Raw genomic sequence first — 14,509 nt, forward strand, 5'->3', positions numbered from 1 at the left:
AGTATGCTGGCGAGTTATGGTTTTCAAGAGCGGGAGGTCGATTTGATCCCGGATGTATCACACGCGCTAACTTGGCTGGAAGCGCACCCTAAAGCCCTGAAAGGTATCCGTCGTGGTATCGAGCGGGAAACATTGAGAGTGACTGCCGATGGCCAATTAGCCTCGACGGGCCATCCAGAGTCATTGGGTGCCGCATTAACACATCAGTGGATTACCACCGACTTTGCTGAGGCATTGCTGGAATTCATTACACCGGTAGATGGCGATATTGACCATCTGCTGGCTTTTTTGCGCGATATCCATCGCTATACCGCCCGTAAGTTGGGTGATGAGCGCATGTGGCCACTGAGCATGCCTTGCTTTATTGGTGCAGAGCAGGATATTGAGCTGGCTAAATATGGTTCTTCTAATATTGGTCGTTTCAAGACACTTTACCGTGAGGGTTTGAAAAATCGTTATGGTGCCTTGATGCAAACGATTTCAGGTGTGCACTATAATTTCTCTTTGCCGCTAGAGTTTTGGCAGGCATGGGCGGGTGTTACCGATGAAGAAAGTGGCAAGGAAGAAATTTCCGCCGGATATTTCCGCCTGATCCGCAATTATTATCGTTTTGGCTGGGTTATCCCTTATCTGTTTGGTGCTTCACCGGCAATTTGCGCGTCATTCCTGCAAGGGCGTGAAACTGCCTTGCCGTTTGAACGCAATGATAAAGGAATGTGTTATCTGCCTTATGCCACCTCATTACGCTTGAGTGACTTGGGTTATACCAATAAATCACAGAGTAATTTGGGTATTACGTTTAATGACCTGCATACCTATGTTGCTGGGCTGAAGCGCGCAATTAAAACGCCATCAGAAGAATATGCAGCATTGGGGCTAAAAGATGGTGAGCGTCATCTGCAACTGAACACCAATGTGTTACAGATTGAAAATGAACTCTATGCCCCAATTCGGCCTAAGCGAGTGACTCGTGCTGGCGAATCCCCCTCTGATGCTTTGTTGCGCGGTGGGATTGAATATATTGAAGTTCGCTCTTTGGACATTAACCCATTCTCACCTATCGGTGTTGATGCCGTACAGGCGCGGTTCCTCGATTTATTCTTGATTTGGTGTGTGTTGGCTGATGCGCCTGAAATGAGCAGTGACGAATTACTGTGTACTCGGAAAAACTGGAATCGGGTCATTTTGGAAGGGCGTAAACCCGGTCAGACTATCGGTATGGGTTGTAATGATACCCGTGAGCCGCTGGAGAAAGTGGGTAAAGATCTGTTTGCCGACTTGCGCCGTGTTGCCGAAGTATTGGATGGTAAAGATAGCACTGAATATCAACAGGTTTGTGACGAACTTGTCGCGTTCTTTGATGATCCGAGTTTGACGTTCTCAGCGCGTATTTTGCAAGCAATGAAAGAAGGTGGTATTGGTGGTGTTGGTCTTGAGTTAGCCGAACGCTACCGGGAAATGCTGCAAACAGAACCTTTGGAATTGCTAACTGAAGAGCAATTATCTGAAGAGGGCACAGCCTCTTGGGTGCGTCAACGTGAGCTGGAGTCGAAAGATAAGCTAAGCTTTGAAGAGTATTTGGCGCTTCACGGCGGCCAATAAAAAAGAAAAGGCCACATTGCTGTGGCCAAATTAACATCTCTGAAAACAGGGATGATGATAACAAATGCGCGTCTTTCACATATTAAGACGTGCGGGATACCAAAAAGTTTCACCGGTTGCGAAAAAAAGATCGAATAAAAATTATTTTTTTATGAGGAGGTAACTAAATGCCATTATTGGATAGCTTTACCGTAGACCATACCATTATGAAAGCTCCGGCTGTACGCATTGCTAAGACGATGAAAACCCCTCATGGCGACGAGATAACGGTATTCGATTTACGTTTCTGTGTGCCAAATAAAGAAGTGATGTCAGAACGAGGGATTCATACACTTGAGCACTTGTTTGCCGGTTTTATGCGTAACCATCTCAATGGTAATGGCGTGGAGATTATCGATATCTCCCCAATGGGATGCCGTACCGGTTTCTATATGAGCCTGATAGGTACGCCAGATGAGCAACGCGTTGCTGACGCCTGGAAAGCGGCAATGGCTGATGTATTGAAAGTGACCGACCAGCGAAAAATTCCTGAATTGAACGAATATCAGTGTGGTACTTACCATATGCATTCGCTGGAAGAGGCGCAGGAGATTGCCAAAGGGATTATCGACCGCGGCGTGCGTATCAATCACAACGAAGAACTGGCATTGCCGAAAGAAAAACTGACTGAATTACATATCTAGTTTTCAGTTGTCGATTTTGATGTTCGGTAGATAAATGCAAAAAAGACGCTGCAAAGGCGTCTTTTTTATGTCCGTCGATATCACCGAGTCGTGGGATTACCCAACATGATTATCCGGTAGGATAGGTGTCACTCGCACCCGCTTAATCATGTTTTCTTGTACATCCAGCACATCAATCAGATAATTTCCAACACGAATCTGAGTATTTATCTGGGGGATATCCTCCAACTCCTCCAATAACATGCCATTGATAGTGCGGGCATCAACAGGAAGTGACCAGTTGAATGCTTTATTCAGTTCACGCACATTGGCGCTGCCATCAATCAGCACTGAGCCATCACTTTGCGGATTAACCTCTTCGGCCAGGCTAGGAGACATGGATGTGGTAAAATCGCCGACGATCTCTTCCAGGATATCCTCAACTGTGACCAACCCTTGAATATCACCGTACTCGTCGACGATCATGCCGACTTTCTCTTTATTACGTTGAAATTTAACCAGTTGCACATTCAATGGTGTGCCTTCAGGAATAAAATAGATCTCATCGGCAGCGCGCAGCAAATTTTCTTTATTGAATTCTTTTTTTTCGGTCATCAGCCGATAGGCTTCCCGCACCCGTAGCATACCGATAGCATCATCCAATGATTGGCGATACAACACAATGCGACCATGCGGTGAGCGTGTTAGCTGCCGCATGATTGATTTCCAATCATCATTGATATCAATGCCGACCACTTCATTACGCGGCACCATAATATCGCCGACAGTGACCTTCTCCAAGTCCAGCACCGATATCAACATATCTTGATTACGACGAGAAATTTGTGAGTGTGATTCATTCACAATACTGCGTAATTCATCCTGACTGACCGCATCACTGCGGTGTACATTTCCGCGAATGCCACACAGGCGCATCAGTCCACGGGTGATGGTATTGAGCAACCATACCAGTGGCAGCATGATTTTTTGTAATGGGGCCAGTAAAACACTGCTGGGGAATGCAACGCGCTCAGGATAAAGGGCGGCGATAGTTTTCGGCATAACTTCAGCAAAAATTAGGACCACAAAAGTTAATACGCCAGTGGCGATAGCAACCCCAGCATTGCCATAGAGCCGGATGCCAACAATTGTTGCCAGTGCTGAGGCTAAAATATTGACCAGATTATTGCCGATTAAGACCAAACTTATCAGGCGGTCAGGGCGGCGCAGCAGCTTTTCAACCCGCCGTGCGGCACGGTTACCCTGTTTGGACAAATGGCGTAATCGATAGCGATTAAGAGTCATCATGCCGGTTTCGGAGGCAGAAAAATAAGCCGAAACCACGACCATAATGACCAGGATGATGATCAGCGTGCTAGTGGAAACATGATCCAACACAGCGTTCCTTAATGATATGAAAGCCCTGCTAGTTCAGTTCAACAGGGTCATGTGCGGATGGTTACGGCTAAGAGATCATAATTTCCTGCAGTAAGCGGCTGCCAAAATAGGCCAAAGTTAGCAAGAATGCGCCTGCAAAACTGAACCAAATCACTCTACGCCCGCGCCAACCTTCATGGTAATGGCCCCACAATAAGACAATATAGACAAACCAGGCCATGATTGATAACACCGCTTTATGGACGTTTTCTTTACTGAATATATCATCCATATAAAGCAGGCCAGTACACAGCGTTAAGGTCAGTAAGACCACCCCAATTTGGGTGATATGAAACATTTTACGTTCAATGCTCATCAAGGGCGGCATATCAGCATTAAAGGTGACTTTCTTATTTTTTAACTGATAATCGAGCCAAGCTAATTGCAGGGCATACAGTGCTGCGATGATAAGTGTTGCATAGGCAAAGAGGGCTAGCCCAATGTGGACAAAAATGGCAGGGCTGGCTTCCAGATGGGTAATAAATTCACCTGGCAACAAACTGGCAAGTGCCAGATTAATCATGGCAAAGCTGTAGACAATCGGTAATAAGAACCAACCGCGCCCCTGTGAGGCGACGATAGTCATAATAGTGCAGATCATCAGCCCGACAATGGAGCCGATATTCAATAAAGTAAGATTTTGACCGCCGCCGACATCAAAAATCTGATGCTTCAGAGCAATAGCATGGCACACTAGCGCCACGACGGCAGAAATCAGCGCTAGGCGCCGGTAAGCACTATTTTTCTGCACCAGACTTGGGACAATCAAGCCCAGACTGAGCGAGTAAGCAATCAAAGCCAAAATGGAGAACACGGGCATAGCGGTATATGGGCATCGGCTAAGTGAATTAGATAGCCAGTATAGCGTTGAGAGCGTTCCTCTCCAACCGTTCTCCGATGTGAGGGCAGAGATCGTTTAAGCTTCGTGTTATAATCCCCCCATTGTGTCGCCAGAGCGGCCTGTTTCCACGTTGAGTATGAGACAATGTTTGAGAACTTAACTGATCGATTGTCGCGCACACTGCGCAATATCAGCGGCCGTGGCCGGCTGACAGAAGAAAATATTAAAGAAACGCTACGTGAAGTACGCATGGCGTTATTGGAGGCTGACGTAGCTCTGCCGGTGGTTCGTGACTTTATTAACCGGGTAAAAGAGCGTGCTGTCGGGCATGAGGTGAACAAAAGCCTCACGCCGGGTCAGGAATTCGTCAAAATCGTTAAGAATGAACTTATTGCCGCCATGGGCGAGGTCAATAACGAACTGAATCTGGCAGCGCAACCGCCGGCAGTGGTGTTAATGGCTGGCCTACAAGGTGCGGGTAAAACCACCAGTGTGGCTAAACTGGGTAAGTTCCTTAAAGAAAAACAGAAGAAAAAAGTGCTGGTGGTGTCTGCCGACGTTTATCGCCCTGCGGCGATCAAACAGTTGGAAACTCTGGCTGAAGGTGTTGGCATTGATTTCTTCCCGTCTGATGTACAGGAAAAACCGATTGATATTGTCAATCGGGCTCTGCAACAGGCGAAACTTAAGTTTTATGATGTCCTGATTGTCGATACTGCCGGTCGTTTGCACGTTGATGAAGCGATGATGGACGAAATCAAACAAGTTCATGCCGCGATTAATCCGGTTGAAACCTTGTTTGTTGTTGATGCCATGACCGGTCAGGATGCCGCCAATACAGCGAAAGCATTCAATGAAGCGCTGCCACTCACCGGTGTGGTGTTAACCAAAGTTGATGGTGATGCTCGTGGTGGTGCTGCGCTGTCTATCCGCCATATTACCGGCAAGCCGATTAAATTCCTCGGTGTTGGCGAAAAGTCAGATGCACTTGAACCGTTCCACCCAGACCGCGTGGCTTCACGTATTCTGGGGATGGGCGATGTTCTGTCGCTGATTGAAGATATCGAAAGCAAAGTTGACCGCGTACAAGCGGAAAAACTGGCAACTAAGCTGAAAAAAGGCGATGGCTTTGATCTTAATGACTTTCTTGATCAGCTAAAACAAATGCGCAATATGGGCGGCATGGCCAGCATGCTAAGTAAAATGCCGGGCGCAGGTCAGTTGCCAGATAACGTGAAGTCGCAGATGGATGATAAGGTAACCGTGCGGATGGAGGCTATCATCAACTCGATGACGCTGAAAGAGCGCGCTAAACCAGAAATCATTAAAGGCTCACGTAAGCGCCGTATCGCCACTGGTTCTGGTGTGCAAGTGCAGGATGTTAACCGCTTGCTGAAGCAGTTCGATGATATGCAGCGCATGATGAAGAAAATGAAAAATGGCGGTTTGGCCAAAATGATGCGTGGCATGAAAGGTATGATGCCACCGGGTTTCCCAGGCCGTTGATGGTCATACCCAAAGTGATTGGGGTTGCAGGTAGGCGGCCAGTAAACTAATCCCGATGAACTTACTCAAGTAAGTGATTCGGGTTAGTGCGCGCAGCCAACAACCCTGCGGTTTCAAGTACGAAGGGTATATTTCACGCTGTGATGTTAACCGGTGTGAAATGAGTAAAGATTTCCCGCTGAAAACAGCGGTAAACGAAGAAAATTGTGCTTATTACAAAACTGGCGCATAGGAATCTACGCTTTAGATTGCTTTTTGCGCCAAAATGAGTAAAATTTTCGGGCTTTTTATATTGCAACTGGACCCCGTTCCCCGATGGGGTCCAGTTGTTTTATTAACTAAAGAGGATGTTATGGTAACAATTCGTTTGGCTCGTGGCGGCGCTAAAAAGCGTCCGTTCTATCAAGTAGTAGTGACTGACAGCCGTAATGCTCGTGACGGCCGTTTCATCGAACGTGTAGGCTTCTTTAACCCGATCGCATCTGGTCAGGCTGAAGCTCTGCGTTTGGACCTGGACCGTATCGAACATTGGATTGGCCTGGGCGCAACCGTTTCTGATCGCGTATCTGTGCTGATCAAAGACGCTAAGAAAGCAGCTTAATCTGTCGCGGTGGTGGTTATTATGAGCAAGCAACTCAATCCAGTGGTTCCCGAACAGCCGATTGTTCTCGGTAAAATGGGTTCAACTTACGGCATTCGCGGTTGGCTCAGAGTATTTTCATCCACCGAGAACGCCGAAAGTATTTTTGATTACCAGCCGTGGTTTATCCAGCAGGGTGGTAAGTGGCAGCATGTCGAGTTGGAAGACTGGAAGCGCCACAGTCAGGATCTGATCATCAAGGTAAAAGGCGTTGATGATCGGGATGCCGCGAATTTACTGACTAATTGCGAAATTATCGTAGATTCTCAACAACTACCTGAACTGGAAGAGGATGATTACTACTGGAAAGACCTTATGGGCTGTCAGGTAGTAACAACCACGGGTTACGAACTGGGTAAAATCATCGATATGATGGAAACCGGTTCTAACGATGTGATGGTAGTAAAGGCAAACCTGAAAGATGCATTCGGTATGAAGGAGCGGTTGGTCCCGTTTCTTCATGGGCAGGTTATCAAGAATGTCGATCTCACTGCTCAACGTGTTGAAGTAGATTGGGATCCTGGTTTTTGACCTCCGAATTAAACGGCAAAGATGAGTGGAACAAAACAATGTGGATCGGTGTTATTAGCCTATTTCCCGAGATGTTCCGCGCAATAACCGATTACGGGGTAACTGGCCGGGCAGTAAAAAATGGCCTGCTGAGCGTGCAGTGTTGGAGTCCTCGTGATTTCACCTACGACCGGCATCGTACCGTGGATGACCGCCCATATGGCGGTGGCCCGGGAATGCTGATGATGGTGCAACCGTTAAGGGAAGCCATTCATGCAGCAAAAGCAGCGGCAGGCGAGGGAGCAAAGGTGATTTATCTGTCACCTCAAGGACGCAAACTGGACCAACAGGGTGTTTGCGAACTGGCGACCAACCAGAAGATGATTCTGGTGTGTGGTCGGTACGAAGGAGTTGATGAGCGCGTAATCAAAACTGAAATTGATGAAGAATGGTCAATTGGCGATTACGTTCTCAGCGGTGGCGAGCTGCCGGCAATGACTCTGATAGATTCAGTATCCCGTTTTATCCCGGGCGTGCTGGGTCATCAGGCCTCAGCAGAGGAAGATTCCTTTGTTGATGGGTTGCTGGATTGCCCACACTACACTCGTCCTGAGGTGTTAGAAGGGATGGAAGTTCCGCCAGTTTTACTGTCGGGCAACCATGCCGAGATTCGTCGCTGGCGCTTAAAGCAGTCGCTGGGCCGTACCTGGCTTAGAAGACCTGAACTTCTAGAAAGCCTAGCTCTGACTGACGAGCAAATGGTGTTGCTGGCTGAGTTCCAACGGGAACACAAGCCCTGAGCAACAGAACTATGAAAGGAACGTTGTGCCGTGTGCCAACTTCCTGATATATCAGTTTACCTAGGGTAAGAGACTTATTATGAGCAATATTATCAAGCAAATCGAACAAGAGCAGATGAAGCAAGACGTGCCTGCATTCCGTCCGGGTGATTCCGTGGAAGTTAAGGTATGGGTTGTTGAAGGTTCTAAAAAGCGTCTGCAGGCATTCGAGGGCGTGGTTATCGCTATTCGTAACCGCGGTCTGCATTCTGCGTTCACCGTTCGTAAAATTTCCAACGGCGAAGGTGTTGAGCGTGTATTCCAAACTCACTCCCCAGTAATCGACAGCATTACTGTGAAACGTCGTGGTGCCGTTCGTCAAGCGAAACTGTACTATCTGCGTGAGCGTACTGGTAAGTCTGCTCGTATCAAAGAGCGTCTTAACCGCACTAACTAAGGTACAGCTCAGGCTTCATCCAAAAGTTAATAGTTATGAAGGGGTTAGCCATTGGCTGACCCCTTTTTTTATTTCTATACTCGTCATACTTCAAGCTGCATATGCGTTAGTTGCTTTCCTGCAATTCGAATTATTTAGGGTATAGAAGATAAATAGAAGGGATATCAGAGGGGAATTAGCGTGGCATCACACCACGCTATGGATATTGAATAAATGATTACAGGCCGTAAACCAGAGTCACTGATGTTGTAGTATCAGTATTCTTTGGTGCGCTGGCTGGTGGCTTGGTGTTATAGGTCACAACATAGGCTAAACGCAATGCGAAGCTTTTATTGATAGCAACATTCAACGCCGTTTCTGAGTTCAATGTTGTTTCTTCGTTTGCCAGTGCTGAAACCCCTTCACTGAACACGGTGTTGTCAGTCAGTTGGTAAGTATAGTTACCACCCGCATAAGCTAAGGCTCTCGTCGAGCGGCCACCTTGATAATATTCATCGTGACGGACACCTGGACCAAATTCCACTCGCAGATTGTGCAGCGGAGTGGTCATAATCTGACGACCATAACCTGTGGTTAAAACAGAGCGGGAATCAAAACCGTTATAGCGATCATTTAACCAACCGGCCTGCCCAAATAAATAGTTTCTATCCGTCAGATTATATCGAGTACGGCCACCCAATTGATAACGTTCAGAAGAGCGTTGATCATTAGAACTGGTATTCCGCGCCGCCCCCCACAAACTATAAGCAGTATTAGGCTGGAACCAGGTCAACGTTGAGTTAGCCGTCAATGTTGAGTTGTTGGTATTGCCTGATTGTGCGGTATAACCTGCTTCAACGGTTCCATCGAAGCTCTTTTTGGCCGTGGCAGGATCGTCTAAAGCAGTAAAAACGGTTGCGTCAGCAAGAACAGCGGTACTGACGAGAGATAATGCGAGTGTGCTGATATAAAACGGCAACGCCCTGGTATGACGCAAAGAAAACATAATAGGCCCATGGTGAAAAAAGATGGTTTTTGTGATGCGGCCCGCATTGTAGCAGTTGTGATCCTACTTACTCATAAGATCTTTCAGATTGAATAATTAATTATAATAAGAGGGATTTTTTGATGAGTTCATTCTTAAAATGTCATAAATAGAAATGAATTTGTATTTGAATACTGGCGAAAAGAAAAAATGAAAAGAGCCAGAATTGCTCTGGCTCTTAGCTCAACTGTTACTCATTAACTACATAAAAGTGGTTACCAGCAGGTAGCCAGTGATGCACGAACAGACGACACCGATAAGGCCAGGAATGATAAAACTATGATTAATAATAAATTTACCAATCTTAGTAGTGCCCGAGCGGTCAAAGCCGATACAAGCAAGGTCACTTGGGTAAGTTGGTAAAACAAAGTAGCCATAAGCTGCAGGGAAGAAAGCAATGAGCATTTTAGGTTCAACACCGAGCTGCAAACCCATGGGGGCGATTGCTGCCAATGCTGCGGCTTGGCTATTGACCAACTTGGAAACTAAGAACAACACAATGGCATAAGTCCAAGGTTGGCTTTTTACCACGTCTTCCAGTACCAGTTTTAAGTCGCCCATGTGGGCTTGGAAGAAGGTATCGCTCATCCAGGCAACACCGAATACAGAGAATATGGCGACCATACCGGCTTTGAATACGGCGCCATTAGAGATATCGCTGGGTTTAACTTTACAGCCAATAAGAATAACTGCACCAGAAATCAGCATCATCATCTGAATAACCAGGTTCATTGATAATGACTGCATTTTGCCTTTAACTTCAAAAGCAGGGCGCAGGTCTGCAAATGCACCCAGTAATACCACCAGTATGATAGCCGCGAAAAATATCCAGGTAGACCAATAAGCTTGTTTCGGGAAAACCTGATTTAACAATGTATCAGTTGAGCCATAGATAAAGTCGCGCTGCTCAGGATCTTTGATTCTTGCCTGGAAATCAGGGTCTTTATCGAGATCTTTACCGCGGCGTAGGCTCCATAAGGCGGCTACCAGTACACCGACAAGTGAAGCTGGGACAGAAATTGCCAAAATTTCTAGAATGCTATAAGCATGGCCTATACCGTGATTGGCACCAATAATTGATACCAATGACACTACCGCCACCGAGACCGGGGAAGCTGTAATCGCCATTTGCGAGGCAACAGATGCCACCGCCATTGGGCGCTCTGGACGAATACCTTTTTTAATCGCAATATCAGAAATAATCGGGAACATGGTATAAACAACATGTCCAGTGCCGCATAAAAAGGTTAATGACCAAGTAGTAAATGGTGCAAGTAGCGTAATATGCTGAGGATGTCGCCGTAATAATCTCTCAGCAAATTGCATCATTACATTTAATCCGCCAGCAGTTTGTAATACAGCAGCACAACCAATAACGGCTAATATTGTGAGCATGACATCGACTGGTGGTTTTCCGGGTTCGAGGCCAAAGATAAAGGTCAGAATAAATAAGCCAATACCACTTATTAACCCCAGCCCCATGCCCCCATAGCGTGTACCGACTAATAGACAGAGAATTATAATTATAAATTGTAGTGTTATCATAACTTTACCTTGCTTCCAATATGAATAAAATTAGGTTGTATATTGGCTTTTTTAAGCAATGAACATGGCTCATACTCGTTTTATCTATCAGAGCACAATTGGCATTGATTAAAAACTTGCGAATATCAAGGCTATATTGTTCAGTTATGTAACTAATTAAATCTGAGATCTGCCTCTATTTTTATATCAGCCCGGACTTTTCTAACTAATTAAAGTGGAATAGAACGGTATTAATAGAATATAAAATCTGGTTGTGAAAGTAATGTATTAATATTGTTTTTAAAAAACTCACCAATAGCACAATGACGCAACATATAAATATATTCCAGGCCCAAATAGCTTTTAGTTAATTCCCAATTTCTCCTTTAAGGGTTTTAAGTAACGGCGACTCACGGGGATATGTTTACCACTGCGGGTGATTACTTCAGCAGAACCATTATCCATCAATTGTATCTCACCCAACTGTTCAGTATTGACCATATATTGTCGATGACAGCGGACAAAGGGTGTTTTCTCTTCCAACGTTTTGAGTGATAACTGGGTATAGCCAGATTGTACGGTTCCGATAACATGCACTCCACTGAGTTCAGAACTGAGATATTCTACTTCTTCAATTTTCAGTAAAAAAATGCGGTTGTGACCAGAGCAAGGGATATGACGCAACATCGGCTCTGCTATTTTATGTAAATTATTATTTACACCAACACCTCTTCTTAAGCGAATTAACGTTTTTTCTAACCGTTGATGGTCGAGAGGTTTTAGCAGATAGTCAAAGGCATGCTCTTCAAAAGCTCGGATGGCATATTCATCGTAAGCCGTGACAAACACGATGTGCGGCATGCTTTCTGGATTTAGCATTGAGGCTAATTCCAGGCCATTAATTCTTGGCATTTGGATGTCGAGAAATATCACATCGGGTTGCAGGCGCTGTATTGCGGGGATTGCTTCTAGTGCGTTGCTACATTCGGCGACGATCTCAATATCATGTTCTTCAGTTAATCTTTCGCGTAAATCTTCACGCGCAGGTTGTTCATCGTCGACAATGATGACTCTTAACATACAGCCTCCACAAATTTTCCGCATTTTATCATGGCCTCAGAGGGAGGTTAGGACCATCTGCAGAAACTGAGACTTACCGCAAAAGTCAGATATAAATGCGCCTGTAAAATTAGTGGTAATTATTTATTTACACATATGGATTGAAAACTTTACACAGCATGATATTGTGGTGCTCCCAAACGATAAACACGCTAAACGACATCCGCTAAACAGAGATAGGTAAAGAATATGATCATGCAAAAAGATGCGCTCAATAATGTCCATATCAGTGCCGAACAAGTATTGATAACCCCGGAAGAACTGAAGAACCAGTTTCCATTGAGCGAAAATGATCAGTATGCGATTGAAGCTGCCCGCAAAACCATTGCTGATATTATTCAGGGACATGATCCACGTTTATTAGTGGTCTGTGGCCCCTGTTCTATCCACGACGTGGATGCTGCTCTGGATTATGCGCGTCGTTTGAAAACTCTTTCTGCAGAATTGAGTGACAGCCTGTATATCGTTATGCGTGTCTATTTTGAAAAACCCCGTACGACTGTGGGTTGGAAAGGCTTAATCAATGACCCGGCAATGGATGGCTCTTTCGATGTGGAAAGAGGATTACATATTGCTCGTCAATTATTGCTGGATTTAGTGGGCATGGGCCTACCTCTGGCAACCGAAGCTCTGGACCCGAACAGCCCGCAATACTTAGGCGACTTATTTAGCTGGTCAGCTATTGGTGCGCGTACCACTGAATCACAAACTCACCGTGAAATGGCTTCCGGTTTGTCCATGCCGGTTGGGTTTAAAAACGGCACTGATGGTAGTTTGGGTACGGCAATCAATGCTATGCGCGCTGCTGCTATGCCACACCGCTTCATGGGGATTAATCAGTCGGGCCAGGTTTGCTTATTGCAAACTCAGGGGAATCCGCACGGCCATGTGATTTTACGTGGCGGCAAAACCCCTAACTACAGCGCGCAAGATGTCGCTCAGTGTGAAAAACAGATGCAGGATGCGGGACTCGTTCCATCCTTAATGATAGATTGCAGCCATGGTAATTCGAATAAAGACTACCGTCGTCAGACTGCGGTCGCTGAATCTGTGGTTGAACAGATCAAGGCTGGCAATCGTTCTATCACTGGTGTGATGCTGGAAAGTAACATTCATGAGGGCAATCAATCATCTGAGCAACCACGCGCCGATATGCGCTACGGTGTTTCGGTGACCGATGCCTGCATTGATTGGGAAAGTACCGAAACCCTGTTACGTGGCATGCATCAGGAATTACGTTCAGCGCTGGCGGCCCGGACTGTAGAGGAAAAGTAAGTTATGGTGGCTGAACTGACCGCTTTGCGCGATCAAATTGATGAAGTGGATAAAGCACTGCTGGATTTGTTGGCAAAGCGCCTGCATTTGGTGGCTGAAGTAGGTGAAGTTAAAAGCCGTTATGGTTTGCCTATTTATGTTCCGGATCGTGAGGCGGCGATGTTAGCCTCACGCCGACAGGAAGCTGAGGCTTTAGGTGTCCCGCCTGATTTGATTGAAGATGTATTGCGCCGGGTAATGCGAGAGTCTTACACCAGCGAGAATGACAAAGGGTTTAAGACGCTATGCCCTCAGTTACGCCCGGTGGTTATCATCGGCGGTGACGGGCAGATGGGGCGGCTATTCAGCCGAATGCTCACTCTGTCCGGTTATCAGGTAAAAACGCTGGAACAAGAGGACTGGCCGCAGGCTGAATCTATTCTGGCAGATGCCGGGATGGTGATTGTCAGTGTGCCCATCCATATCACTGAAGAAGTGATAGCCCGATTACCAAAATTACCGCCAGATTGTATTTTGTTGGATCTCGCTTCTGTCAAAAATAAGCCATTGCAAGCTATGCTCGCCGCCCATGAAGGGCCGGTTGTCGGCTTACATCCGATGTTTGGGCCAGATGTTGGCAGTTTGGCAAAGCAAGTTGTGGTGTATTGCGATGGTCGTTCCCCACAAGCATATCAGTGGCTACTCGAACAGCTACAGGTATGGGGAGCAAGGTTACATCGTATCAGTGCGGTTGAACATGACCAGAATATGGCGTTCATTCAAGCATTGCGCCATTTTGCGACCTTTGCGTATGGATTACATTTAGCAGAGGAGAATGTGCAGCTTGAACAGCTATTAGCGCTGTCTTCGCCGATTTATCGTTTGGAATTGGCAATGGTGGGGCGGCTGTTTGCGCAAGATCCACAGCTTTATGCCGACATTATTATGTCATCAGAAGATAATTTGGCGCTGATTAAACGCTATTACAAACGTTTTGGCGAGGCGATCACTTTGTTGGAACAAAGTGACAAACAAGCCTTTGTGCAAAGTTTCCAGAAAGTTGAGCACTGGTTTGGTGATTATGCGGAGCGTTTCTTGATGGAGAGCCGTTCATTATTGCGTCAGGCGAATGACAATCGTCAATAACTGCCATC

General features: G+C 46.1%; 14 protein-coding genes. 9 read left to right on the forward strand and 5 right to left on the reverse strand.

What is annotated here, in order from left to right:
* Nucleotides 1-3 precede the first annotated feature (3 nt).
* Together gshA and luxS are read left to right on the forward strand one after the other, a co-directional pair.
* Nucleotides 4-1,602, forward strand: a complete 1,599-nt coding sequence (gshA, locus tag OP863_RS04355; protein ID WP_265525927.1) for a glutamate--cysteine ligase — start codon at nt 4-6, stop codon at nt 1,600-1,602.
* A gap of 167 nt (nt 1,603-1,769) precedes the next feature.
* Nucleotides 1,770-2,285: an S-ribosylhomocysteine lyase gene (gene luxS, locus OP863_RS04360; protein WP_265525928.1), complete on the forward strand. Its 516-nt coding sequence runs from the start codon at nt 1,770-1,772 to the stop codon at nt 2,283-2,285.
* Between the two features lie 96 nt (nt 2,286-2,381).
* On the opposite strand, the gene OP863_RS04365 is transcribed toward luxS, so the two are convergent.
* Complete coding sequence (locus OP863_RS04365; protein WP_186368247.1) at nt 2,382-3,659, reverse strand: HlyC/CorC family transporter; 1,278 nt, start codon at nt 3,657-3,659, stop codon at nt 2,382-2,384.
* 70 nt (nt 3,660-3,729) lie between these two features.
* Entirely contained in the window at nt 3,730-4,521 is a 792-nt protein-coding gene (locus tag OP863_RS04370) for a cytochrome C assembly family protein (RefSeq protein WP_004393421.1), read from the reverse strand.
* Nucleotides 4,522-4,686: 165 nt separating this feature from the next.
* On the opposite strand from OP863_RS04370, the gene ffh reads away from it, so the two are divergent.
* The 5 genes from ffh (at nt 4,687) to rplS (ending at nt 8,434) form a co-directional block, all read left to right on the forward strand.
* A complete protein-coding gene (gene ffh, locus OP863_RS04375; RefSeq protein ID WP_038635825.1) occupies nt 4,687-6,048 on the forward strand; it encodes a signal recognition particle protein in 1,362 nt (453 codons plus the stop codon).
* Between the two features lie 352 nt (nt 6,049-6,400).
* A complete protein-coding gene (rpsP, locus tag OP863_RS04380; RefSeq protein WP_002209458.1) occupies nt 6,401-6,649 on the forward strand; it encodes a 30S ribosomal protein S16 in 249 nt (82 codons plus the stop codon).
* 21 nt (nt 6,650-6,670) lie between these two features.
* Nucleotides 6,671-7,219, forward strand: a complete 549-nt coding sequence (rimM, locus tag OP863_RS04385; RefSeq protein WP_038635823.1) for a ribosome maturation factor RimM — start codon at nt 6,671-6,673, stop codon at nt 7,217-7,219.
* 38 nt (nt 7,220-7,257) lie between these two features.
* Complete coding sequence (gene trmD / locus OP863_RS04390) at nt 7,258-7,998, forward strand: tRNA (guanosine(37)-N1)-methyltransferase TrmD (protein ID WP_004393426.1); 741 nt, start codon at nt 7,258-7,260, stop codon at nt 7,996-7,998.
* A gap of 79 nt (nt 7,999-8,077) precedes the next feature.
* Entirely contained in the window at nt 8,078-8,434 is a 357-nt protein-coding gene (gene rplS / locus OP863_RS04395) for a 50S ribosomal protein L19 (RefSeq protein WP_004393427.1), read from the forward strand.
* Between the two features lie 217 nt (nt 8,435-8,651).
* Here the strand turns inward: rplS and OP863_RS04400 are convergent, their stop codons facing one another.
* The 3 genes from OP863_RS04400 to btsR all read right to left on the reverse strand — a co-directional run bounded on the left by OP863_RS04400 (nt 8,652) and on the right by btsR (nt 12,062).
* A complete protein-coding gene (locus OP863_RS04400) occupies nt 8,652-9,419 on the reverse strand; it encodes a DUF481 domain-containing protein (RefSeq protein ID WP_038635819.1) in 768 nt (255 codons plus the stop codon).
* 240 nt (nt 9,420-9,659) lie between these two features.
* Nucleotides 9,660-11,003 carry an anaerobic C4-dicarboxylate transporter gene (locus tag OP863_RS04405; RefSeq protein ID WP_265525929.1) on the reverse strand — a complete coding sequence of 448 codons (1,344 nt, stop codon included), beginning with the start codon at nt 11,001-11,003 and terminating at the stop codon, nt 9,660-9,662.
* 342 nt (nt 11,004-11,345) lie between these two features.
* A complete protein-coding gene (gene btsR, locus OP863_RS04410; protein ID WP_038635813.1) occupies nt 11,346-12,062 on the reverse strand; it encodes a two-component system response regulator BtsR in 717 nt (238 codons plus the stop codon).
* Nucleotides 12,063-12,296: 234 nt separating this feature from the next.
* Between btsR and OP863_RS04415 the strand changes: the two genes are divergently transcribed.
* Both OP863_RS04415 and tyrA read left to right on the forward strand, forming a co-directional pair.
* Nucleotides 12,297-13,376, forward strand: a complete 1,080-nt coding sequence (locus OP863_RS04415) for a 3-deoxy-7-phosphoheptulonate synthase (protein WP_038635810.1) — start codon at nt 12,297-12,299, stop codon at nt 13,374-13,376.
* A gap of 3 nt (nt 13,377-13,379) precedes the next feature.
* Nucleotides 13,380-14,501, forward strand: coding sequence for a bifunctional chorismate mutase/prephenate dehydrogenase (tyrA, locus tag OP863_RS04420; protein ID WP_265525930.1), 1,122 nt, complete (start codon nt 13,380-13,382; stop codon nt 14,499-14,501).
* Nucleotides 14,502-14,509 lie beyond the last annotated feature (8 nt).

Source organism: Yersinia sp. SCPM-O-B-9106 (C-191) (assembly GCF_026183365.1).
GTDB classification, from domain to species: Bacteria; Pseudomonadota; Gammaproteobacteria; order Enterobacterales; family Enterobacteriaceae; genus Yersinia; species Yersinia rochesterensis.